This is a genomic window from Marinobacterium zhoushanense (assembly GCF_014641945.1).
Classification (GTDB): domain Bacteria; phylum Pseudomonadota; class Gammaproteobacteria; order Pseudomonadales; family Balneatricaceae; genus Marinobacterium_D; species Marinobacterium_D zhoushanense.
This window is the reverse complement of record NZ_BMIJ01000003.1, coordinates 1-22,543: the sequence shown is the minus strand read 5'-3', so window position 1 is coordinate 22,543 and position 22,543 is coordinate 1. Positions and strand designations below refer to the sequence as shown.

The window sequence follows — 22,543 nt, the reverse complement described above, 5'->3', positions numbered from 1 at the left end:
CCCTTACTTCGGATCTTCGTAGGGCAGGCCTACATACTGCTCGGCGATCACACGGCGACCGTTTTCGTGGTTGAGGAAGTAGTCCAGCTCGGACTCCATGAAACGGGTGAAGGTTTGACCATCAAGCCCGTTACCGCCGATCTCTTCGCCGAAGTTATGCAGCATATTGGTCATCCACCAGGAGAAGCGCTCGCCGTGCCATACCCGGCGCAGGGCAATCTCGGAGTACTGACTGGTGCAATCCTTGTCGCCCTGCTTGTAGACACGGGTCAGGATCTTGTACAGCGTGGCCACATCGGACGCGGCCAGGTTGAGGCCCTTGGCACCGGTGGGCGGCACGATATGCGCGGCATCGCCGACCAGGAACAGATTGCCGTACTGCATCGGCTCGCAGACGAAGGAGCGCAGCGGAGCGATACTCTTCTCCAGGCTCGGGCCAGTGACCATATTGGCGGCAGCTTCCGGCGGCAGACGCTTCTTCAGTTCATCCCAGAACGCCTCATCGGACCAGTCCTCGACCTTGTCGGTCAGCGGCACCTGGATGTAGTAACGAGACCGGGTCGCAGAGCGCTGGCTGGCCAGGGCAAAGCCTCGCTCGCTCTTGGCGTAAATCAGCTCTTCATGGCACGGCGGCGTGTCGGCCAGCAGGCCGAGCCAACCGAAGGGGTAGACACGCTCGTGCTCGGTACGAATTTCGGCCGGAATGGTCTGACGGGAAACACCGTGGAAACCGTCGCAACCGGCGATGTAGTCGCACTCCAGCCGGAACTCTTCACCGGCATGGCTGAAGGTCACGTAAGGACTATCGGATTTGACGTCATGCGGCTGAACTTCGCTGGCTTCATACAGGGTTTCCAGGCCTGCAGCAGCACGCGCCTCCATCAGGTCACGGGTGATCTCGACCTGGCCGTAGCACACGACCACATCACCACCGGTCAACTCTTTCAGATTGATGCGATGATCCTGTCCATTGACGGAGATCACCACACCTTCGTGGACATGGCCTTCGGCATCCATACGCTCGGCGACGCCCGCCTCACGTACCAGATCGACAAAGCCCTGCTCCAAGATGCCGGCTCGAATGCGGCCCAGCACATAATCTCCGGTTACACGCTCAATAATGATGTTGTCGATCCCCTGCTTGTGCAGCAGTTGACCGAGCAGGAGGCCGGACGGACCGGCACCGATGATGGCTACTTGGGTTTTTATAGTTTTCATAAAACGTCTCTCTAATTTCAGACTGTCACTCAACGCTGGTAATCGTCTAACACTGAGGTTGTTTTATGAATGGAGTATAGACCGCTTGGCTTGTACTTTTAGAACAGGTTGATTAACTAAGCTCCCATTCTCGCTGCATCAGCAATGCATCGATCTCCTTGGCGCAGACCGGTTTACTCAACAGGAAGCCTTGCACCACCGCACACTCCATCTCGCTGAGCGCTTCCAACTGCTCTTTGCTCTCAACGCCTTCGGCAACCACTCGAAGGCCCAGCCCGCGCGATAATGAGATGGCAGCGCTGACCAACTCCCGATCAGCCTCGTCAACGGTCATCTCCTGTACGAAACTGCGATCGATCTTGAGTTCATCGACCGGATAGCGGCGCAGATAACTGAGCGAGGAGTAACCGGTACCGAAATCATCCATCGACAGGCAGATCCCCATCTCATGCAGTGTCGCCAGGGTATTTTCCACCATGGGGCCACCACGCATCAGGATCCCCTCGGTAATCTCCAGTTCGAGCCGCGACGCCGGGAAACCACTGCGCTCCAACTCCTGACGCAAAAAGTCGGCTAGTTCCTCATCCCGAAACTGTACCGGCGATATGTTCACCGCCAGCTTGAACTGCGGTTCCTGCGCGACCCACTGCATCGCGTCCGACAGTGCCTGCTGCATTACGAATCGGCCGATCGGCACGATCAATCCGCTCTGTTCGGCGATGGGGATAAACTCGTCCGGCCCAACCTGCCCGAGTGCCGAACTATTCCAGCGCAACAACGCCTCGACACCGATCATACTCCGGCTCTTGACCTCATACTGGGGCTGGTACGCCACCCTCAGCTCGCCGTTGTCGATGGCGGCTCGCAGATGCTCCTCGATCTGCAGTCGCCGACTGATGCTCTGATTCAGCTCATTGGTAAAGAAAGCGTAACGGTTGCGTCCCTGCGCCTTAGATAGGTACATGGCGGTATCTGCGCTTTTCAGCAGCTCACTCAGGCTATCACCATCGAAGGGGTAGATCGCGATGCCGATACTGGCAGTGAGCATGATCTCGCGCCCACCCAAATCGAAGGTATCCCAGAAACTCTCAAGGATATTTGCCGCCACGACCTGAACCGACTCTTTCTGGGAAAAGTGACCGGCAAGCACGATAAACTCATCGCCGCCGAGCCGACCGACGCTGTCACCTTCACGCACGGAGTCGACCAGACGCGATGCCGCCTGTACCAGCGCCTGGTCACCAACATCGTGTCCCATGCTGTCGTTGATCTTCTTGAAGTCATCGAGATCGAGAAACATCACCGCAACATACTCGTTGTTACGCCTGGCGTCGCGGATCAACTGCTGCAGCCGGTCCATGATCAACACCCGGTTCGGCAGTGCCGTCAACGGATCGTAATGCGCCTGATACTGCAGCCGCTCCTCCTGCCGCTTACGCAGACTGATGTCCTCTTTCAGCGCCAGGTAATGACTGACTTCACCTGAGCCGCCAAGGACCGGAGACAGATAGGCGTGCTCCCAGTACTGTTCACCGCCCTTTCGCCTGCTTCTCAACTCTCCCTGCCAGGGCTCTCCGGCACTGATACTGTGCCAGATCTCAGCCACCAGCTCCGCTTCGTTCAGCTCAAGGTCGACCAGCTCGAACGCCCGCCCTACCACCTCTTCGGATGGGTAACCGCTGATGCGCTCGAACGCCCGATTGACGAAGGTGACCCGCCGGGATGGATCGGCCAGAACCACCGCCACTGGACTCTGTTCAACCGCCTGGGTCAGAACCCTGATCTCGGTTTCCCGTTGCTTGCGCCTGGTGATATCACGCCCTATGCCCAGAATACCGATCAACTTGCCGGTTTCATCTTTCATCGGCGTTTTGATCGTTTCCAGTATCTCGGTATGCCCGTCATCGGCAAACGTCAGCTGCTCCTCGTTAACACTTGAACGGTCGGCATGCATGGCGATCAGATCATGCTTGCGAAAAAAGTCAGCCAGTTCGGCATCCACAAAATCGTAGTCGGTCTTACCAACGATTTCGCTTTCACTGGCGCCGAAAAGACTCTCGAACTTGCGGTTACAGCTGAGGTATACCCCCTTTTCATCCTTGAGCCAGACCAGATCCGGCAGGGTATCGATCAATGCGCGCAGATGATGCTGCGCCGCCAGCATCCGTTTAGCGTAATAACTGACCAGCCCAAAGATCAGCAGCGTGGAAATCACAACGAACCCAAAGCCCTTGATCGTTTGCAGGAAGCTTAAAATCTGGATATCGGACACCAGCATCTGTAGCACAGTGTCGGACAGGAAGATCCAGAGCAGCGAAAAGAAACCGTAGATCAATGAGATCCTGAGAGCTGCGCCCGACCAGCCGACCGAAGTAGTACCGGGTGGGGAGAGTTTCCTTTCGCCTGTTTCGTCTTTCATGTGGGGCCGTGTACCTGATCTGTGGTGCTTAAGACAATCCGCGTGTCGCGGCCGTCTTTGAGCGATATCGTCGCGTTTCAATATGCAACGATGCAGACAAAACTGTCTGCAACCAGATACCGATAATAACGGAAAGAGGTGTTATTGCTGTAACCCTGGCCGAACTTATTTTCTCGGGTGATAGCTGGGCAGCTCTATTGGATTGGCTCGAATACGAAAACGACCTGAACTGCAACGTTCGGGTCGTTGAAAAAGCGCGCCGTTGGAAATGCTCTCCACGCAATCCACTCTGCGGCCAGCCCTACCCCACGGCAGCACCGGTCACCAACACAATCGCCTTTGCGTTCACGCCTCGACCCACTCGTTGAGCAGATCAATGCCGCGCACCAGGCTGGTCTCCTGCGCCACGATCAGATGGGCCGAGGCGGCCAGATAGTTGGGGAACTCCGGGTGGGTATCCCGTGCCGCGCTGCGCCGTTCGTAATCCTCCAGCGAGTCGTAGCCCCAGAGATGGACGAACTGGTTTTGCTTGCCGACCAGGGTGGTGTAGAAACCCAAAGGCGTGCCTAGGGTCTCCTTCAGGATCGGCATCGCCAGTCGATTGAACACCTCGACAAACTCGCCCATCTTGCGCGGCGTGATGGTGTAGACCCTGTAATCAACCAGCGGCTTTACGGCCATCGCTCACCTCCTCCAGTTGCGGCAGTTCGAGAGCATCATCGATACCGGCGATGCGACGCGCCGTGATGTAGCCGAAGGTCATGATCGGCCCAAGGGTGATACCGGCGCCGGGATAGTTGCCACCCATGATGCTGCGGCGGTCATTGCCCACGGCATACAGGCCTTCAACACCGACACCTTCGGCATCCAGTACCTGGCCGTAGACGTCGGTCTTGATGCCATCGAAGGTGCCCAGATCGCCCATGAATACCTTGACCGCGTAGAAGGGCCCTTTCTGCACCGGCGCCACACAGGGGTTGGGCTTGTTCTCCGGGTCGGCCAGGTAGCGGTTGAATGCGGTGCTGCCGCGTCCGAACTGGCGGTCCTCGCCGTGTACGGCGCCCTCGTTATACTCGGCCACCGTCCTCTTGAGCTGATAGACATCGACACCGATGACCGTTGCCAACTCCTCCAGCGTATTGCCACGCTTCAGGTAGCCGTTACGCAGGAAGCCGCCGATCGGCATCGGCGAGGGCTTCACATAACCCAGGCCGTACTTGCTCAAGCAGGTCTGGTCGCAGATAAGCCACATGTAGGTCTTGCTGCTGTTTTCGCAGGTCCGCATCATCGCCGCACCCACATCGTGGTAGGACTCGGACTCGTTACAGAAGCGCTTGCCCATCGGGTTGATGCCGATCACGCCGGGCTTGTAACGGTCCAGCAGATGGGGAAACTTGCCGAAGCTGCCATCCTTGTTGGGCACCAGCGAGGTGGGCATCCAGGCCGAGGTGTCCGCAAACTCGCACTTCACCGGCACACCGATCTGTTCCACCAGCGCCAGTCCATCACCGGTATTGCTCTCCGGTACCGGCGAGTGGTGTTCGCCTCCCCGCCGGACGTGGGGATAGGCTTCGGCGATCCGTTTCACGTCATGGGCAAAGCCGCCGCAGGCCAACACCACCCCCTTGCGTGCCTCGATCACCACTTCACGACCATCGATATGCGTGTGTACGCCGGTAACGCGCCCATCCTGCTGCAACAGCTCCTTGGCCGGTGCCGAGGTATGGATCGGGATATTCAGGTCCAGCGCACTCTTGGCCAGTCGAGAGGCCAGGGCATTACCGCTGGTGACATTGACGCCGCGACGGTACAGCGCCAGCTCCTTTATATGGATCGCCAGACGCTTGCAGACATACAGAAACGAGGTCAGCGACTTGGTGGCGTTGAAGAAGTGCTTCAGGTCGGCATTGGATGAATTGAACATCATGCCGATGAAGGTGATCGTCTTCAGCGGCGGGCGCATCCGCTTGATATCCTGACCCAGCTGGCGGATATCGAAGGGCGCGGCGAGAATGGAGCGACCAATATCGACCCCACCACCCAAAGTCGGGTGGTAGTCGGGATAGAGGGTCGGGATGAACTTGACCGCCGTCTCCCGCTCGAAGAAATCGACCATCTCCGGTCCTTTGTCGAGGAAAGCGTTAACGCCCTCCTCGTCAAAGAAATCACCGGTTTCATTACGGATATACTCAACGGCCGCATCACGCGTATCCCGCGGATTCTGCTTCTGGCCGTGGTGATTGCCCGGAATCCAGAGCACGCCACCGGAGAAGGCAGTGGTACCGCCAAACACCTGATCCTTTTCGATCACGATCACGTCGAGACCGTTCTTTTTGGCGGTCACGGCAGTAGATAATCCACCCGCACCCGAACCGACAACCAGCAGGTCGCAGCTAAGTGTTTCTATAGAGGTTTTAGTATGCATAGCTAACTCTCCCACCCGATTCAGATCAGGCGTTTTGCTGTTCGGGACTGTTCACGGCGGAGAACCCCGGTCGCGGAATCAGATCCATCAACATCGTTTCCATACCGCCATCGACGCTGATCTCGGCACCGTTGATATAGGCTGCACGCGGGCTGAGCAGGAAGATCGCGGCATTGGCGATATCCTGGGGGGCGCCGATGCGACGACTGGCGGTCATCGCCTCGCGCCGCTCCTTGATGCCGGGATATTGATAAAAGGGTTCTGACAGTGCGGTACGGATCATGCCCGGGCAGATCACATTGCTGCGTACGCCCTCCGCGCCATACTCCGCGGCGATCTGCCGGGACAGCAAGGTTATCCCCGCCTTACTGGCGCTATAGGCACCGCTATAGGTTTGCGGATGGTGTGCGGCCACTGAAGCGATATGCACCATGGCGCCCTCGCCCTCCACCGTATGACGGGCGAAATGGCGACTGCACAGCATGTAACCGGTCAGGTTGGTGCGCAGCACCGCATCCCAGTCATCCAGCGTCACCGATTTAATCGGTGCAGCACGCAACATGCCCGCACAGTTGACCAATCCATCGATAAGACCGAAGGTCTCGCGCACAGTCGTGGCGGCCTGCTCGACACTGGCTTCACTGCCGATATCGCAGGCCAACACCAGATGCTGTGCGCCAGCTGCGTTGAACCGGGCCGACAGCGCCTCACAACCGGCGGTATTGCGATCCAGCATCGCGACCTGGGCACCCAGACCGATCAGCGTTTCGGCAATGGCGTAGCCAATACCACTACCGGCGCCGGTCACCACGTATTTACGACCCGAAATTCCGAGCCAGTCATTGCCGCCATTTTCCACCGACATACCAATTCACCTCGTTAAATAACTTTTCAAGCAACGCTTAAATAGCTTTAAAATACGACCTGTATTTTTTAGAAACAAAGGCCTTCCTGGCCTATTTAAAAGCCACAATAAAAAACAACGTAAAAAAGCCGGTAATCGAAGATTTCTGCGATAAAACGATTACCGGCGAAGGTGAGGACTCAGCGCCACAGAGCCGAATGGTGAGGCTGAGCCTGTTTTTGAGCTTGAGCCTGAATCAAAATCCGGTCAGGCGCCGCAGGCCTTGGACAGCACCTGCGCGCGCTCAAATACCTGCCCCGCCGGCAGTCCCTGTGCGGAAAGCCCGCTGACATACTGCTCGGTGACGCGGTCCAACGTCGGCTTCCAGGCCGGATTGTCGGCGCCGTTTTCGATGACGGTGATGCTATGCCCCATCTCTTTCGCCTGTTGAACACCAACCAGATCCAGCTCGTCATACGCCTTGCCAAGCTTCTCCGCCCAGCGCATGCCGGTGTTGTCATCGATGATCTTCTTCAGGTCTTCCGGCATACGCGCGTAGGTGCTTTTATTCATCGTCACCACGAAGGCCAGCGAGTACAGCCCGACCTGGGTATGCTGGTCGGCCAGCTCATTGAGCCGGAAAGAGGCCATTGCCTCCCAAGGCAGCGTCACGCCATTGATGGTGCCGCGCTGCATGGCGCTGTACATATCCGGCGCAGGCAAACCGACAGGCTCACCGCCCAATCCTTCCAGCAGATCGCCCACCACCACCGTCGGCCGTCGAATCATCAGACCCGCCAGATCCTCCGGCTTCGCCACCGCCTTGCCCTTGGTATGGATATGGCCCGGGCCGTGGGTGAACATGAACAGCACGTGAGCATCCTGATACTCACTGTCCAGCTCACCCTCGTCATAGAGTTTCTGCAGCACACAGGAGCCCTGCTCGCCGGTCTGCACGATGCCGGGCAGCTCTACGATCTGTGACAACGGGAAGCGGTTGGCGGTATAGCCCTGGATGATCGCACCAACGTCGGCAATACCCCGCACAACCGAGTCGTAGGTCTGGGTCGCCTTGGCCAGCGTTTGCGAGGGGTAGATCTCCACATTGATGCGACCGTTGGATTCGGCCTCAACAGTCTCGCCCCAGGTCGCCAGGGTTTTGGCTATACCTGAATTGGCTGGCCAGAAGTGAGCAAAACGGAGATCAACTTCAGCGGCATTTACTGCACCTGAAATAGAAAAACCTGCAGCAGCCACCAACGATAAAAGACGGGTCTTATTCTTCATTTTAATACCTTTACTTATTATAGATTTATATTAGGCTTAATTTTGATCGGCAAAGGGTTAATAACCTGTACGACCTTGATATCAACAATAATCAAAACAGGCGCGAATCCGAATTGACAAAACAGGCTACTGATAGGACATTTCGTGCATCGGCCTCTTGCAAGACAGAGCTATGAGCAGCATCCCCAACTACGCCCTCTATGGCGAAACGCCGGAACAGCGCTGGTTCGAATCGATCCATTACGAGCCGATATCCAGGCGCGCCAAACACTACGAATGGAAGATCGATCCACATCAGCATGAAGGGCTGGTGCAGATACTCTATGTGCAGAAGGAGCGTGGGGTGGTGCATCTCGACGGCAGCAGTGTCGAGTTCAAGGCACCCTGCTTTATCCTGATTCCCGCGCAAACAGTGCACGGTTTCGATATGGGCGCGGGTATAGACGGCTCGGTGGTGACCGCCGCGCAGCGGCCACTGGAAACGGTGATTACGACAGCAGTACCGGCGCTGGCGGATATTTTCGACAAGCCGATGGTGCTGGCACTACCCGAAACGGCCAGGCTGCATAAGACGCTTGCGACCCTGTTCAAGCTGGTCGAACAGGAAACGCTGCTGACCAGCGCTACCGAGCTGAGTGGCGCCAATATGTTGCTGGTAGCGCTGCTGCTGCAGATCCGTCGCGTCGACCAGTCTCAACACGCGCTCAATCCCGCGCTGGGCTCACGCAAGGCGGAACAGGTGGAGCGCTTCCGCGCACTGCTGAACAACAATTTGGGGGCACTGAAAACGGTGGATGAGTACGCCGAACAGCTGGGTATCACCGCGGGTCAGCTGCGCCGTATCTGCCATGAAGTACTGGGGCAGTCGCCACTGAGTATTATCAACGCGCGCATCATCCATGCCGCACAACGGGATATCGCCTACTCCACCATGACCATCCAGCAGGTCGCCTATTCCCTGGGTTACGACGATGCCGCCTACTTCTCACGCTTTTTCCGCAAGCAGACCGGGCTGACCCCGTCAGAGTTCCGCGAGCGGGTGCGGGCACATCAGCCGATCTGATGTCCCCTTAGGCTGAACACTCTCCACAGATAGGCTCGATCAGCGCTTTACGCAGCTGATCGCCGTTTAGATCCAGCGCCAGCAACAGATGCAGCTTGGTAAATGCCGCTTCCGGGGTCAGATCGCTGCCGGGAATCACCCCGATGCGGTTGAGCGTCGCGCCAGTGGCATAAGCCCCCTGGCTGACCGCGCCCTGATGACATTGGGTGATATTAAGCACCACTACGCCACGCGACGCCGCCCTCTCCAGTGCCGCGATCAGCGCCACATCCGCATCCGGTGGGTTACCAACGCCATAGGTATGCAGCACCAGTCCGCGCACGCGCAGATCGTCAAGTGCGGCATCAATCAAACGCGCCGGCATACCGGGATAGACGAATAGGGATACCACGGCTGCCGGGTCAAACTGCGGTATCTGGAAACGCGGTATTGCAGGCTCCAGCAGCAGGTCGCGGCGCAGCTCGATATCGATCCCCACCTGCCCCAGCCAGGGGCAGTTGGGAGAATCGAAGGCGTCAAAGCCTGTGCTGCGCACCTTACGGGTCCGGTTGCCACGCAGCAGGCGACCATTGAAGTAGACGCATACTTCGTGAATCTCGCCGCTGGCCGCCAGTAGCAGCGACGTAACCAGGTTGTCCAGCGCATCGTTGCGTAGCTCCGCCAGCGGTATCTGCGAGCCGGTCAGGATCACCGGCTTGTCGCAGCCCTGCAGCATGAACGACAGCGCCGAGGCGGTATAGGCCATGGTGTCGGTGCCGTGGAGCACAACAAAGCCGTCATAGTCCGCCCAACTCCGCTCCAGCAGTAGCGCGATCTGACGCCAGTCCTCCGGCAGCACATTGGCGCTGTCGATCAGCCGCTCCAGCTCAACCAGATCGAACTGCGGCAGCTGGTCAGCAGACTCGCCAAGCTGCGCCTGCAGGCGTTCGGCAAAACCCGCCACCGGTACGTAGCCCTGCTCCGAGGGCAGCATACCGATGGTACCGCCGGTGTAGACAACCAGAATCTTCATATCCTTACCCTTCTGTAAACGGGGCCAGCATGGAGCGTGGGCTGAGCAGACGGTCCAGCTGTGCTTCGCTTAGCAGGCCCTCACTCAGTACCAGTTCACGCACCGTGGAACCGGAGTTTAGCGCCTGTGCGGCGATGCGGGTGGAGTTGGCATAGCCGATATGCGGCACCAGCGCGGTGATGATACCGATGCTGTTGTCCACGTGACGGGCACACTGCTCCTCGTTGGCGCGGATGCCCTGGATGCAACGCTCGTTCAGCGTGTTGCAGGCGGAGCCCAGCATCTTCATCGAGTTAAGCAGGTTGTAGACGATCAGCGGCTCCATGGCGTTGAGCTGCAACTGCCCCGCTTCAGCGGCCAGCGTTACCGCCAGATCGCTGGCGATCACCTGGTAGGCGGTCTGATTGACCACCTCCGGAATCACCGGGTTGACCTTACCCGGCATGATCGACGAGCCCGGCTGCATAGGTGGCAGCATGATCTCGGCAAAACCGGTGCGCGGACCGCTGGAGAGCAGACGCAGGTCGTTGCACATTTTGCCCAGCTTGATCGCAAAGCGCTTGAGGATGCCGGAGAACAGCACGAAGGCGCCCATATCGGAGGTGGCTTCCACCAGGTTGCTGGCCGACACGATCGGCTTGCCGGAGATCTCCGCCAGATAGCTCACCGCCAAGGCCCGGTAGCGGGAGTGGGTGTTGATGCCGGTACCGATGGCGGTACCGCCCAGGTTCACCTCGCACAACAGCTTGCTGGCCTCGTGCAGGCGGTCGATATCCTCGCCCAGGTTTACCGCAAAGGCCTCGAACTCCTGCCCCAGCGTCATCGGCACCGCGTCCTGCATCTGGGTACGCCCCATCTTGACGATGTCGGCGAACTCCCGCCCCTTCGCTTCCAGGCTCTCCTTGAGACGGATGATCGCCTGCTCCAGCGGCTCGGCGGCAAACTGGATCGCCAGGCAGACCGCGGTCGGATAGGCATCGTTGGTGGACTGGGAGCGGTTCACATCATCATTGGGATGAAGGTACTGGTACTCCCCCTTGGCGTGCCCCATCTTGGCCAGCGCCAGGTTGGCGATCACCTCGTTGGCGTTCATGTTGGTGGAGGTACCGGCGCCGCCCTGAATCAGGTCAACAACGAACTGGTCATGCAGCTCGCCAGCGATAATCTCATCGCAGGCGACGATGATCGCCTCCGCCTTGTGCGCATCGAGGCTTCCCAGGTCGCGGTTGGCCTTGGCCGCCGCCGACTTCACCATCGCCAGCGCCTTGATGAACGCCGGGAAGTGGCTGATCGGAACACCGGTGATAGAGAAGTTATCCAGCGCCCGCTGGGTCTGGATGCCGTACCAGGCTTCTGCGGGAACCGCCATATCACCCAGTAGATCGTGCTCGATGCGTGTGTTCATAGTGGTATTCACCATGGAAAGAGATAAGGGATTTCAGTAAGGCCCGACAGGGTGCCGGGCCGGATAGGTTCAGTGAATGGATCAGGCCGTGGTCTCGCCGCTGGCCGGAACCGGGGCACTGCGACGCTGGTTGATGCGCTCCAGATCCTCCGGCTCGATCTCCCAGGCAGCGGCATCGATATTCATATCGGCAAAGCGAGACACATCGAATACCGGCTGCTCGATGCCGTCGGCGATCTGCTCGTCGAAATCACGCATGATGCGCAGCCCCGGTTTGACCAGCGCGATCAACGCAATCAGGTTGACCAGCGCCAGGAAGCCCATGGTCACATCGGCAAAGGCGAACACGGTGCCCAGATCGGTGGTCGCGCCCCAGCACACCAGGCCGATGATGGCGACACGGAATCCGTTGAACAGGTTCTGGTTCTCGGTGCTGAAGAAGTTGATGCTGTTCTCGCCCAGGTAGTAGTTGTAGAGCACGGTGCTGAAACCGAACAGCAGCAGCGCGATGCTGACAAAGCTGCGACCCCACTCGCCCACATGCTCGGCCAGGGCAGCCTGAGTCAGCGCCACACCACCGATATCGTTGGCACCTGCCGGGTCATACACGCCGCTGAGCAGGATGATGAACGCCGTGGCCGAGCAGATGATCAGGGTATCGATGAATACGGAGAACGACTGCACCACACCCTGGTTGGCCGGGTGCGGCACGTAGGCAACGGCCGCCACGTTCGGCGCACTTCCCAGGCCCGCTTCGTTGGAGAACAGACCGCGCTTGACGCCCATCAGGATCGCTGCGCCAATACCGCCGCCGACCACAGGCTCAAGCCCGAAAGCGCTGTTGACGATCAGCATTACCACATCGGGGATACGCTCGACATTGAGCGCCAATACCGCACCTGCGACCAGGAGGTAGCCCAACGCCATCACCGGCACCAGAACCTCGGCAACCTTGGCGATACGCTTGACGCCACCAAAGATGATCAGGCCGACAATCATCGCCAGACCGATACCGGTGTAGAAAACCGGCACACCGAAGGCGTCGCCGAAAGAGGTCGCCACCGCGTAGGACTGCAAGGCCGTAAAGCCGAAGCCGAAGGTCAATAGCAGCAAGACCGAATAGAGTCCCGCCAGCCACTTCCACTTGCTGCCCATACCGCGGGCAATATAGTGCGCCGGACCGCCACGATAGGTACCGTCCGGCTCAGCCTGTTTGTAGGTCTGAGCCAGGGTACACTCGAGGAAGCTGGTGGCCATCCCCATCAGGCCAACCACCCACATCCAGAACACGGCGCCAGGGCCACCTAGGGTGATGGCCACTGCGACACCGGCGATATTACCGCCGCCGACACGGCCGGCAACGGAGAGCAGCAGCGCCTGAAACGAGCTCAGATGCCCGTGCTTGTCTTTCTTGAACGCCTGACTGGCGCTGAGAATCCGGAACATGCGCCCGAAGTACCGGAACTGTACGAATCGGGAAGCCAGGGTAAATCCGACACCCACGGTAATCAGCAGTGCAATCAGCACCTTGCCCCAGAGTATGTCGTTGAGAAAGTCCAACATCGAGAATCTCCGCTGTTTTTTGTTATAGGAAGCTGTTGTAGGAAGATGCCCATTTAAACAACGGTATGGCACTGATAAAATTTGACACTCTGACTACAGATTGACGCACATTAGCGCTTTTACAGCACCAGAAAGCTACAGACGCAGTCTGGCGCAGTTTTAGATGCGGGAGCGAGCATGAACCAACCGGGTATCCACGAAGATCTGGCACAGAATCTCCGCCTGCTGTGTACCTACTACAAATCGATCGCCGAAGTGTGCCGACGGCTGAACATCAACCGCCCGCAGTTCAACCGATATCTGAGTGGTCAGTACAAGCCCTCGGCCGGCACCCTGCGTCGGATCTGCGAATTCTTCGGCGTCGAGGTGCACGAAATTATGCTGCCCCACGGCCAATTCGAGCGTATGGTGCAGGTGCGCCCGCAGAGTTCTGCCGTTACGGAGTCGTCGACGTCTGAAGTCTCTCAGCGTATCGAGGAGTTGACCCACGCCTACAGTGCCGGCCTGGAACGCTACCTCGGCTACTACTTCGAGTACTACCTGTCGATGTCTACCCCCGGCAAACTGCTGCGGAACCTGGTCTGCCTGGAGGAGCGGGAGGGTCAGGTAGTGTTCCAGCGCACCGAGCGGATGCAGGCCCAGGCCGGTGAGCCCGCCTGCCATAACCGCTACCAGGGTGTCGCCTGCCTGCTCAGCGACCGGCTGTTCCTTATCGATCACGAGACCCTGAACCATCACGAAATCACCCAGACCATCCTCTTCCCCAGCTTTCGCAACCGCATTTCCCGACTGACCGGGATTAAGATCGGCGTATCGGACAACAGTGAACGGATGCCCTGCTGTGCTAGGGTGGTGTACGAATATCTGGGGCAGGAGGTGCGGATCCGCAAGGCGCTGGCGCTGTGCGGATTGTATGACTGCGAAGATGCCAGCATCGACCTGTCGATCCGCCAGGCGGTACGCAATGAGATGGGCCCGGAGGAGCGCTTGTTCAGAGCCCGCCATTGAGAAAACCAGAACAATTAAAAAACAATCGACGACTCAATAACTATTAAGGATCAGCATGCCCTTCGATATCACCGCTGCAGTCAACCTCATGGGCTTAGCGGCGGTCGCCGTATTCGCCATCTCCGGCGCGCTGGATGCCGCCCGTCACCGAATGGACATACTGGGCTTCATGCTGATCGGTACAGTTACCGGTATCGGTGGTGGCACCCTGCGCGACCTGCTGTTGGGAAATCTGCCGGTGTTCTGGATCCGCGAGCCTATCTGGATCAGCGTCTGCCTGATAGCCTCCGCCGCCACCTACTTCATCGCGCCGAAACTGGCATCGCTGTCACGTGCCCTGCTGTGGATGGACGCAGTGGGTCTGGCCCTTTTCGCGGTGGTCGGTACCGAGGTGGCACTCAACTTCGGCACCGCGCCGCTGATCGCCGTCTGCATGGGCGTGATGACCGCCTCCTTTGGCGGTATCGCCCGTGACGTGCTCTGCAGCAGTAACCTGACGCTGATGAATGAGGAGCTTTATATCACCACGGCGCTGGCAGGCTCTGTGGTCTATCTGACGCTAAACAGCCTGAATGTCCCTTACAGCTATGACCTGATTGGCGGATTCAGCGTCGCCTTCGTGCTCAGAGCGCTGGCCATACGCTTCAACATCAAGCTACCTAATCCGTATAAGAAGGCATAGCAGTGTCGGTCCGAGAGCCGGCAAAGCGACACGCAATCTCGTGGGCCGCCTACTCTAACGCAGGCAGATGGCGCTAATACCGTCATCTGCACGGCTCTCACCGGTAGCGTACCCTGTTGCCTAATCTGCTCGCTCAAGGGGTTAATCCCACGTCAGTCATCCCTTGGGGCGCTCACTCCTTGTTGCCTCGATCAGCTCATGCACCAGAATATCCGCGCCCTTTGATATCTTGGCCACCTTTTCTCTGTAGGTGGTATCGCCGGAGATCACGATGGTCTTGTCCGGCGTGGTCACCCGCCTTGCTGTTCCGCCAGGCGGCACAAACGGCAATTATTCGATAACCGGGCAGGCTGCCGGGATACCTCTTGATTGATGCACCTATTGATAGATCTCGCCATCGTGCTTAAGCCAGCCAGACAGATGACGCCCTGCCGGGTCATGATGAGTCCAATGCACCACACCACCTTTAGCGTTCCACTCATACTCACCGTAAAACTCGACCCTGTCGCCCTCACGCAAAGCATCGATACGGGGCGCAAGATCGATATTGTGGGCGATCAGCAGCGTCTGGCCGGAGGCCAAGCGAAGAATAAACCTTTGATGCCGACTGCCATCGTTGTCATCGGGCAGGATGCGAATGACGACACCGGCACCCGACACCTGAATATCGCTTTGCTGCTTGTCATAGGCATCGGCAATGGCCTGATCAGTACCGCTGCTCTGTTGCCTGTAGGACTGAAAGAAGCTGGGATTGTTTTCCAGAACGCTGAACAGCGCAAAGCCAGCAAGAATAATGAGGAGTAACTTTTTCATTTCATCGCTGACCTGTTTCGAGGGGTAGTTTCCTGTCACTAAAAGCAGCAATCTCGCGATGCCGGCAGAAGTTCAAATGTGTTTACTTGTTCACCTGATCCGGCAGCAGCTCGAAGCTTGTTACAGCACTCAAATCTGTTGACCAGCCGGCAGCGCTGGCTACAAATATCTTGGCAGTCGGAGCAATCGTTACCGGTTCATCAAGACTACCTGCCGGTACAACCACCATTCCCGGTTCTTCTGAAATCGTGGGCACAGGCGAGCCACAGTTCTGGCAAAAGCTCCTGGCATGTCGACTCTTTGGCAGCAGGTAGGTGCTGATGACGTTTTCTCCCTGCAACCACCTCAATTTCGCCGATTGTGAAAATAGATTTGCGGCATGAGCGGAACCAGTGCCTTTCTGGCAGCGCTTGCAGTAACAGAGATAAAAAGCACTGAACTCACCTTCCAGTTCAAACCGAACGCTTTCACAAAGACATGAACCTTGAATCTTCTTCGCCAATGGAGCCTCCTTTCGTGATGACGTCTCGTTACCACGCCGCTATACCCTGAGGCTAATTAGGAAGTAACAACCGACGCCTGTCTATTTCAATTTATCCGGTGGATTCGTCGAGCTCATTGATAGGATCCTGCCCGGAAAACGAACCCCAACCCCCAAAATAACCAACGTCATCCGGCACGCAACGCCACTGCTTTTTCGACACTAGCAGGTGCGCAGCTGGGCCAGCGGAAATATCCACGACTCCCCGCGGTACCTCGGCACGAATAAAGGTATCAGTCTTCAACCAGTTCGGTTTGGTATCATTCACGCCTATTGCAACAAGGTCATCTAGCAATAGTGCCCGCGCAACGATCGATACCCTGCTGGAATAGAAAACATAAGGGGCGTGTTGCACCGCAGTACCAGTACTTACCCTGACGGCATGTGGCGCCCCCAACCGATGAAGCACGCCTTGCCGGCTTGCACTGAAGTCGAGTCGACTTTTACTCACCTTCCCTGCCGCTCCCAAGCGACCATTCTCCCGTCTGCGCGTTCAGCTTGTGGCAAAGCGTGCACTCGCCCTGAAACTTTGACAGGAAATGGTTTTCTTCGCCGCCGACAAGGTGCAGTCCGTGCAGCAACGGCCCCAGGGGTGGTGCGGGCTCCGACGTATTCTCGTGGCATTGCAAGCAGGCCTGCGGTATATCGGCAGACTCTGCCTCAAAGGCCGGATGCTTCCCCGCCAGCTCCATGTTCACCGGAACGAATGGCCTGATCCTGGCAAGGAACATCGGGTCGACCTTATCCTGCCAATGCCGCATGACGGTGCTCAGCCGCACGTCCCTCTTCAAGTCGGGACGGTTCACGTGGCAATCAACGCAGCCCTGTGGAAACTGATCCGGTGCAATAATGCCCGGTATCTGTCGCAACGGCGGTGCCTCTGGAACTCCCTCAGCGTTCGCCTCGAGCGAGAAACCGCACAGCGTCATGATCACAACGACTGCGGGGATGAAGCGCAACAACCCGTTCATAGGAATATCTCCCCTCTTCTACTGCCACGTCAGAGCCCTTTGCATTACCACCTGCCATGAACTCAGGCACCCTGCCACTGTTCGTCAGGCACATCTGGGAGGGTCCAGAGACTCCTTGGCTTCCTGCAGAATTTTCAAACCGCCACGGATCACGATGACCGAGATTACCGTACCGACCACCAAGTCTGGATACCGACTCCCTATAACTCCAACGAGTACACCGGATACAATAACCCCCAGATTGGCGATGACATCATTTGTCGAGAAGATCCAAGACGCCCTCATGTGTACCCCACCCTCTCTGTGCTTGGAGATAAGCACGAGGCAGAGCACATTCGCTATCAACGCAGCAGCACCGACAGCAACGATGAGGGTGCTCTGAGGCTCGCTACCAAACAGCAACCGCCTCAGCGCTTCAAGCAACACGCCAAGCCCTAATATAATCTGTAGATAGCCGCTGACCCTTGCCGCCCCTGCCTGCTTTACGATCCCTTTGCCAACCGCATAAAGCGACAGGCCATAGACCGACGCGTCCGCCAGCATATCGAGTGAATCCGCTATAAGCCCCGTAGATTGCGCGAACCAACCCAAAGTCAGTTCCGTGACGAACATAAACGCATTGATCGACAGAAGAACTATTAGCACTTTTCGTTCTAATCCCTCTGCCTGTTCTGCTCCACAGCCGCAATCTGACATTTTACTATCCTATCTTTGCCGGGCGTGTAACGACTGAAATGGACTCCCCCGCCCTGGGTTGAGGTGCCGCGCTTACCTGCGGGCATAAGCAGCGATCAATCGCAGGAGTTTCATCTCTGTTTCAACTATCGGCGTTGATCTCGCCACCACTTCGTGCAGTATCCGATGCGCCGATGACCCTGGCAAGCCGGTCATTCGCCGCCCCTGACACGCAGCAAGTTACCCGCCTTCATGACCCGATTTCATGACCACTGCGCCATCTTGCTGTAAATCCTCGTCATGTCATAAAAACTTACCCGAATTCACGGATGTTGACGCATTTGATAAACCTTATTATCGATATAAAAACCAGGTGCCGAGGAACCATCTTGCACCGCATCCTGACGCTGCGCATAGGTGAGCTCAACTTCAAAGTACTCGCGGTATAGCTCGGCCAATTCGTTGTCGATATGGTTTAACTGCAGCCCACTATTTTTTGCAACATCCTCCACGGTCAACAGAAATATCCCCACATCATCATCGATCAGCGTTCGAAGCTGTTCGACATATTGTCCACGGACACCTTCAGGTAATGCAGTCATCGCCGCCCGATCCAACACTCGATCGATGCGCCCGAGATGATGTTTTTGTAATGAGAAAAAATCGCCGCACAGAATTACAATTGGACCCGACTTCCAGCAGGTAAAGTTGCCTTTGCGTGTTTTTTTGACCTTCAAATGGTTTTCGCTAAAAAATGCTTTAACCGCTATGGGACTAAGCTCAATGCCCACAACACTATGCCCCTGCTCTGCCAGCCATAACATATCCAGGCTCTTACCGCACAACGGCACCAGTATCCGGCTATGTTTTTTGGGGTTCTGGCTGTGCCAATACTGGACGAGTAGAGGGTTAACGGCTTTCTGGTGAAAATCTTCTATGCGATCGTCACGCCACATCTGAAGCCAGTGGGGGTTATCTTCGCGTTTTAAGGCATCGCTGAACGGCTTTTCTTGCCACGTGTGCTCAGAATCGTTTGTCATAAATAGCCCATGTCGTGAAGAAAACAAAAAGGTACTAACCTAAATCTCACTAAGCCGAAGGCAACACATAGAAGATATTACCCCCATTAAAACAGAAGATTTGGGGGTCTTATGCGACATTGGCAACTTCACTGGCACAGCCGGTATTGAAGTTATTGCCAAACAATATGCTATTCAAACGACAAAACTGCTAGCGAACCGGGTATGCTGCAATAACTAAACCACATCACAAAATCAGTGGTTTCTCAACAGCTGTAATAACAGCCTGCACCAACCCAGCGCAAAAAATCGCTCCAACTGACGGATGACCTGCTCAAATGGCAGCCTCATCAAAGCCTAAATGTCACACTCGTAAAGCGCCGCAGAATAGAGCCCTGCCAAGCGCGAAAACCCATTGGCATCTCCGGCCGCCGGCAAGGATCCGGTCAGCCGGGATGCCATAGCGTCACCGATCAGAAGAATCGCTTCTGTCTTGCCGGAGATTGTGCATGTATATGCCATCCACTCAGCACCCGCTGGGGGCAGCCGTTTCATGACAGTCTCGACCCCGTCCAGGTCCACACAACGAATCTCGCAGCTAATCTTGGATCTCGATGTGAAATCCGACATGGCTTCCTCATGTGACACTCTCAACGGCCCCAAGCCTGCCAACGGCTCAAAGGCATAGCGGGAGTCAGCTCAGCCATGCAGGTCTAACCGCCTATCGTCCAGACTCTTCCGTATCGTTCACATTAATACCATTGTTGGACATTTCTATTTACCGGAGCCAAGCTCTTTTTCAGACTTTTCCCAGGCTTCCGTAAGATCTTTATAGGCATCGGAGAACCCTTTTTTCATCTGCTCCCATGCATCCGCCGAGCTGGCTTTCATGCTGCCATACCATTCGGCGGCTTTATTTCGCAGTTTGCGAAGGGTTTTCATGTTTTCACGCGCCTCCTCACGGGCAGCATCATTCATTTCGTCAAAGTTTTTATCGATTTTCGCCTCTAACGCATCGATACGTTGATCCAACTTGTTCAAGCTGTCCTTCGCCTGCTCGACTGCCTGATCCTTTTTGTCAGCAGTAAATGAGCCGATAGACTGAAGTAAATCCTGAGTCTCTTTCTTAACCTCTTCTATTGTCGTGCTGTCTTTTTCAGCTTGAGCATAGCAGGGCTGAACAGCACCGAGTATGCCTAGCAGCATCAATGTCGATATATGCAAATGCATTTTAAACCTCCGTAATAGGTTACATAAATCAAAAATAGTTATTTCTTAAATCTCGACGCAGCTGATTTCAATGCGTTACTAAGAGAGTCCCATGCGCTGTCAATGCCGGCTTTAATATCGTCCCACGCATCGTCACTGGAAGCCTTTAGCTCGGCGAGTCTATTCCTAACCGACTCTTGCATAGACCGTAACTCATCGATATGTTTGTAATATTCAAGTCGTGTATCAGCTTCGGCAGCATCTGCCTTCGCCTTGAGCTTGTTAATTTCCGCATCCCACTCATCTAGCTGCGCTTGGAGCTTCTTTTGATACGCCTCTTTCCTACTCATACTTTTCCTCCTTTAAACCAGCATCGATAATCGAAACATCCTCCGCCAGTTTTTAAAAAATTTATCGAAAACCCCTTATTTTTTATCTCAACCAAACTGCTAATGGACCTACAGGATTCATAGCCTTCATTAAGAGAGCAACTCTTATAATTTTAGCACACCCACAACAGGATGATTTTTAAATAAAAGACACATAGCAGTTACAAATAGCATAAGCTACTGGAGAGTGGATATACGCTGATAAAATCACTCAAGCAGCGCTAATATATCGATGAAGCGAGTCTAAAATGTCTGGCGTAAACCTAAATATAGAAGGCGTCTACTATTCGTGGGTAACTCGGTATGCTAACGACCCACTTCAGCTGTGGGTTTGACAGAGCGGAGCGACGGCAAACGCGTCGGCTGAAAACGACTGTTATGTGCAAATTCCCCATAGAGACGCTATGCCGACAAAGGTCCTCTTTCTGACCTTAATGGGTAAAACTCAGAAGTCATAGTCAAGATTCTTTGGGTCGAAGTCGGCGTCCGACAGATGCGCATCAAGGTTCAGGTTCTCGTACCCGTAGTTCTCGATGAGTTGGCCGCCCAAGTCATAGACTCTGATCCTTAACAGGATCTTGGTCTCGATATCCTGGTTGATAACAAAGTGCGCACCATCGAAGTCCTTCGCTTTCTCGGAAGGTATGTCCATTTCCATAACCTGCGTGTCCCTGCCGTAGACCTTTTCTTGTCCGCGATCAGTGAACGTGAGTACACCAGCCTTGATCGCCTTGCGCATGTTTGTTGCAACAGTCTTCAGTAGGAAACCAACCCCTGTGCTGGTGACCGGGCGAAGGTTATTGTCCATGAGCATCGGGTCATTTGGATCGAGATTGCGAACGATCAAGCTGAAAAAACCGCCCCTGTGTGCCCTGATGCGGCCTTTATTCCAGCCCTCTACGTACAGTAACTCGCTCCCCTTGTGGGGTTCTGTCACCCATTTCATGTACAGGGAATATGGTTTTTTTCTGAACTTGAGGAATATGTTCTCTTCGTCAAGAAGAGTGCCCGAAATCCGTTGCTGTTTATGAAAAATGGCGGTGTAAGTTTCAACCCTGTCGTAGGCGGCCTCGGCCTCCATAAGCCACTTCTCTGGGTTGGGTTTGACGAGTTCACCGCCGTGTGCGGCCATAGCGGTGATTACGAGCAACGCTGAGCAAATGATTCGCGGCAAAGAGTTGTTTGCAATGTTGCCCATGTCCAATAAATCCGCCGGCGAAATAGTTTAGCTAGCCATGAAACTTCAATAGTAGGATTCATTAATTTACATAAGTATGCAGCAGAAGACGCCGGAACAGAGCGAAGCGGCGAGTAGGCGCTCCTTCTGGCTGCACTTGATATGTTTCCGGCGCGTCAACATACGCGAAGACCGTGTGCCTTTTGAAAAATTGCATGCCCCATACGGTGTCTCCTTCATCCGACTTGTGGAACTTATACGCAAACGTTTAGTTGTTCAGATATTTCGGCGGCAAGCAATCCATAAGATTATTCATAGACAGAAACAGCTTTCTATCCATACCTTGGGCTGGATTACCCGAACATCGATCTCGTCACCTAACGCTGTTCCGTGCTCTATCCAGTGTAGCCCTTGCACGATCCTTGAGATCACGGCGCTGTACCTCTTGTAATCAAAGGTTACGGCTACAGCTGGTTCAAGCAATTCACCTCGCAACGGCGCGTCGACGTCTCGACGTGTACGAAATAACTGATTGGCGACGCTCTGATTATTTCCGGGTTGGTCCGCACGTTTGACCGCCTCGCGCCGGAACTCTTCCGTATAGTGCTGATACTTTTTCCTGGCCATCTTACACCTCCCCGTCAGGCGTAAACCTAACTATAGAAGGTGTCTACTGTTCGTGGGTAACTCGGGCACATAACGCCCAATTTAGGGGTCGGAGCTGCGTAGCAGCGGAGGTCCCAGCCCGCTTGCGGGCGACTACAATTGTTTGTTAGAGCATGTTTACTCATAGTGTGCAACAGCTCTGTAAACCTTACCTTGA

Annotated in this window: 22 protein-coding genes; 3 read left to right on the top strand and 19 right to left on the bottom strand. The window is 55.8% G+C overall.

The genetic code is table 11. From position 1 onward, the window contains the following. Nucleotides 1–3 precede the first annotated feature (3 nt). The 6 genes from pobA to IEX40_RS07130 all read right to left on the bottom strand — a co-directional run bounded on the left by pobA (nt 4) and on the right by IEX40_RS07130 (nt 8,193). Complete coding sequence (pobA, locus tag IEX40_RS07155; RefSeq protein ID WP_229680677.1) at nt 4–1,209, bottom strand: 4-hydroxybenzoate 3-monooxygenase; 1,206 nt, start codon at nt 1,207–1,209, stop codon at nt 4–6. Between the two features lie 121 nt (nt 1,210–1,330). Beyond that, nucleotides 1,331–3,637 (bottom strand): sensor domain-containing protein, encoded by a 2,307-nt coding sequence (locus tag IEX40_RS07150; RefSeq protein ID WP_188746754.1) that lies wholly within the window; start codon nt 3,635–3,637, stop codon nt 1,331–1,333. 345 nt (nt 3,638–3,982) lie between these two features. Then, entirely contained in the window at nt 3,983–4,318 is a 336-nt protein-coding gene (locus IEX40_RS07145) for an NIPSNAP family protein (protein ID WP_188746752.1), read from the bottom strand. After that, nucleotides 4,296–6,062 carry an FAD-dependent oxidoreductase gene (locus IEX40_RS07140; protein WP_188746751.1) on the bottom strand — a complete coding sequence of 589 codons (1,767 nt, stop codon included), beginning with the start codon at nt 6,060–6,062 and terminating at the stop codon, nt 4,296–4,298. Before IEX40_RS07140 ends, IEX40_RS07145 begins: the two co-directional genes overlap by 23 nt. A gap of 25 nt (nt 6,063–6,087) precedes the next feature. After that, nucleotides 6,088–6,927 carry an SDR family NAD(P)-dependent oxidoreductase gene (locus IEX40_RS07135; protein WP_188746749.1) on the bottom strand — a complete coding sequence of 280 codons (840 nt, stop codon included), beginning with the start codon at nt 6,925–6,927 and terminating at the stop codon, nt 6,088–6,090. A 246-nt stretch (nt 6,928–7,173) separates the two neighbouring features. After that, complete coding sequence (locus tag IEX40_RS07130) at nt 7,174–8,193, bottom strand: TRAP transporter substrate-binding protein (RefSeq protein WP_188746747.1); 1,020 nt, start codon at nt 8,191–8,193, stop codon at nt 7,174–7,176. Between the two features lie 172 nt (nt 8,194–8,365). Here IEX40_RS07130 and IEX40_RS07125 point away from each other — a divergent pair, with 172 nt between their 5' ends. Next, complete coding sequence (locus tag IEX40_RS07125) at nt 8,366–9,256, top strand: helix-turn-helix domain-containing protein (RefSeq protein WP_188746745.1); 891 nt, start codon at nt 8,366–8,368, stop codon at nt 9,254–9,256. 7 nt (nt 9,257–9,263) lie between these two features. Here IEX40_RS07125 and IEX40_RS07120 read toward each other — a convergent pair whose 3' ends face one another. From IEX40_RS07120 to IEX40_RS07110, 3 genes are all read right to left on the bottom strand, one after another. Beyond that, nucleotides 9,264–10,268, bottom strand: coding sequence for a type I asparaginase (locus IEX40_RS07120; RefSeq protein WP_188746743.1), 1,005 nt, complete (start codon nt 10,266–10,268; stop codon nt 9,264–9,266). A gap of 4 nt (nt 10,269–10,272) precedes the next feature. Further along, on the bottom strand, nt 10,273–11,673 hold the full coding sequence (locus tag IEX40_RS07115) for an aspartate ammonia-lyase (protein ID WP_188746741.1): 1,401 nt from the start codon (nt 11,671–11,673) through the stop codon (nt 10,273–10,275). A gap of 81 nt (nt 11,674–11,754) precedes the next feature. Beyond that, a complete protein-coding gene (locus tag IEX40_RS07110; protein WP_188746739.1) occupies nt 11,755–13,236 on the bottom strand; it encodes an alanine/glycine:cation symporter family protein in 1,482 nt (493 codons plus the stop codon). A 177-nt stretch (nt 13,237–13,413) separates the two neighbouring features. On the opposite strand from IEX40_RS07110, the gene IEX40_RS07105 reads away from it, so the two are divergent. Both IEX40_RS07105 and IEX40_RS07100 read left to right on the top strand, forming a co-directional pair. Next, nucleotides 13,414–14,244: a helix-turn-helix domain-containing protein gene (locus tag IEX40_RS07105; protein ID WP_229680635.1), complete on the top strand. Its 831-nt coding sequence runs from the start codon at nt 13,414–13,416 to the stop codon at nt 14,242–14,244. Between the two features lie 55 nt (nt 14,245–14,299). Then, nucleotides 14,300–14,926, top strand: a complete 627-nt coding sequence (locus IEX40_RS07100) for a trimeric intracellular cation channel family protein (RefSeq protein WP_188746736.1) — start codon at nt 14,300–14,302, stop codon at nt 14,924–14,926. 156 nt (nt 14,927–15,082) lie between these two features. On the opposite strand, the gene IEX40_RS07095 is transcribed toward IEX40_RS07100, so the two are convergent. The 10 genes from IEX40_RS07095 to IEX40_RS07050 form a co-directional block, all read right to left on the bottom strand. Continuing rightward, the gene (locus IEX40_RS07095; RefSeq protein ID WP_188746735.1) at nt 15,083–15,220 is read right to left on the bottom strand and encodes a hypothetical protein; all 138 of its coding nucleotides are present in this window, start codon (nt 15,218–15,220) and stop codon (nt 15,083–15,085) included. Between the two features lie 84 nt (nt 15,221–15,304). Next, nucleotides 15,305–15,739, bottom strand: coding sequence for a DUF3465 domain-containing protein (locus IEX40_RS07090; RefSeq protein ID WP_188746733.1), 435 nt, complete (start codon nt 15,737–15,739; stop codon nt 15,305–15,307). 82 nt (nt 15,740–15,821) lie between these two features. Then, entirely contained in the window at nt 15,822–16,241 is a 420-nt protein-coding gene (locus IEX40_RS07085) for a GFA family protein (protein WP_188746731.1), read from the bottom strand. A 482-nt stretch (nt 16,242–16,723) separates the two neighbouring features. After that, a complete protein-coding gene (locus tag IEX40_RS07080; protein WP_188746729.1) occupies nt 16,724–17,251 on the bottom strand; it encodes a hypothetical protein in 528 nt (175 codons plus the stop codon). An 84-nt stretch (nt 17,252–17,335) separates the two neighbouring features. Further along, on the bottom strand, nt 17,336–17,947 hold the full coding sequence (locus tag IEX40_RS07075; protein ID WP_188746727.1) for a cation efflux transmembrane domain-containing protein: 612 nt from the start codon (nt 17,945–17,947) through the stop codon (nt 17,336–17,338). Nucleotides 17,948–18,249: 302 nt separating this feature from the next. Further along, complete coding sequence (locus IEX40_RS07070; RefSeq protein WP_188746726.1) at nt 18,250–18,966, bottom strand: thiopurine S-methyltransferase; 717 nt, start codon at nt 18,964–18,966, stop codon at nt 18,250–18,252. Nucleotides 18,967–19,719: 753 nt separating this feature from the next. After that, complete coding sequence (locus tag IEX40_RS07065) at nt 19,720–20,175, bottom strand: sll1863 family stress response protein (protein ID WP_188746724.1); 456 nt, start codon at nt 20,173–20,175, stop codon at nt 19,720–19,722. 38 nt (nt 20,176–20,213) lie between these two features. Further along, entirely contained in the window at nt 20,214–20,504 is a 291-nt protein-coding gene (locus tag IEX40_RS07060; RefSeq protein WP_188746722.1) for a sll1863 family stress response protein, read from the bottom strand. Nucleotides 20,505–20,988: 484 nt separating this feature from the next. After that, nucleotides 20,989–21,741, bottom strand: a complete 753-nt coding sequence (locus IEX40_RS07055) for a DUF1571 domain-containing protein (protein WP_188746721.1) — start codon at nt 21,739–21,741, stop codon at nt 20,989–20,991. A 291-nt stretch (nt 21,742–22,032) separates the two neighbouring features. Continuing rightward, nucleotides 22,033–22,347, bottom strand: coding sequence for a hypothetical protein (locus IEX40_RS07050; RefSeq protein WP_188746719.1), 315 nt, complete (start codon nt 22,345–22,347; stop codon nt 22,033–22,035). Nucleotides 22,348–22,543: the final 196 nt, after the last annotated feature.

Bases quoted from the DNA above. Each gene is read 5' to 3' on its own strand.
- IEX40_RS07065 (WP_188746724.1), bottom strand. From the start codon at position 20,175: ATGCATTTGCATATATCGACATTGATGCTGCTAGGCATACTCGGTGCT.
- IEX40_RS07110 (WP_188746739.1), bottom strand. From the start codon at position 13,236: ATGTTGGACTTTCTCAACGACATACTCTGGGGCAAGGTGCTGATTGCA.
- IEX40_RS07090 (WP_188746733.1), bottom strand. From the start codon at position 15,739: ATGAAAAAGTTACTCCTCATTATTCTTGCTGGCTTTGCGCTGTTCAGC.
- IEX40_RS07150 (WP_188746754.1), bottom strand. From the start codon at position 3,637: ATGAAAGACGAAACAGGCGAAAGGAAACTCTCCCCACCCGGTACTACT.
- IEX40_RS07070 (WP_188746726.1), bottom strand. From the start codon at position 18,966: ATGACAAACGATTCTGAGCACACGTGGCAAGAAAAGCCGTTCAGCGAT.
- IEX40_RS07100 (WP_188746736.1), top strand. From the start codon at position 14,300: ATGCCCTTCGATATCACCGCTGCAGTCAACCTCATGGGCTTAGCGGCG.
- IEX40_RS07140 (WP_188746751.1), bottom strand. From the start codon at position 6,062: ATGCATACTAAAACCTCTATAGAAACACTTAGCTGCGACCTGCTGGTT.
- IEX40_RS07105 (WP_229680635.1), top strand. From the start codon at position 13,414: ATGAACCAACCGGGTATCCACGAAGATCTGGCACAGAATCTCCGCCTG.
- IEX40_RS07130 (WP_188746747.1), bottom strand. From the start codon at position 8,193: ATGAAGAATAAGACCCGTCTTTTATCGTTGGTGGCTGCTGCAGGTTTT.
- IEX40_RS07060 (WP_188746722.1), bottom strand. From the start codon at position 20,504: ATGAGTAGGAAAGAGGCGTATCAAAAGAAGCTCCAAGCGCAGCTAGAT.
- IEX40_RS07145 (WP_188746752.1), bottom strand. From the start codon at position 4,318: ATGGCCGTAAAGCCGCTGGTTGATTACAGGGTCTACACCATCACGCCG.
- IEX40_RS07115 (WP_188746741.1), bottom strand. From the start codon at position 11,673: ATGAACACACGCATCGAGCACGATCTACTGGGTGATATGGCGGTTCCC.
- IEX40_RS07075 (WP_188746727.1), bottom strand. From the start codon at position 17,947: ATGTCAGATTGCGGCTGTGGAGCAGAACAGGCAGAGGGATTAGAACGA.
- IEX40_RS07055 (WP_188746721.1), bottom strand. From the start codon at position 21,741: ATGGGCAACATTGCAAACAACTCTTTGCCGCGAATCATTTGCTCAGCG.
- IEX40_RS07080 (WP_188746729.1), bottom strand. From the start codon at position 17,251: ATGAACGGGTTGTTGCGCTTCATCCCCGCAGTCGTTGTGATCATGACG.
- IEX40_RS07125 (WP_188746745.1), top strand. From the start codon at position 8,366: ATGAGCAGCATCCCCAACTACGCCCTCTATGGCGAAACGCCGGAACAG.
- IEX40_RS07120 (WP_188746743.1), bottom strand. From the start codon at position 10,268: ATGAAGATTCTGGTTGTCTACACCGGCGGTACCATCGGTATGCTGCCC.
- IEX40_RS07050 (WP_188746719.1), bottom strand. From the start codon at position 22,347: ATGGCCAGGAAAAAGTATCAGCACTATACGGAAGAGTTCCGGCGCGAG.
- IEX40_RS07135 (WP_188746749.1), bottom strand. From the start codon at position 6,927: ATGTCGGTGGAAAATGGCGGCAATGACTGGCTCGGAATTTCGGGTCGT.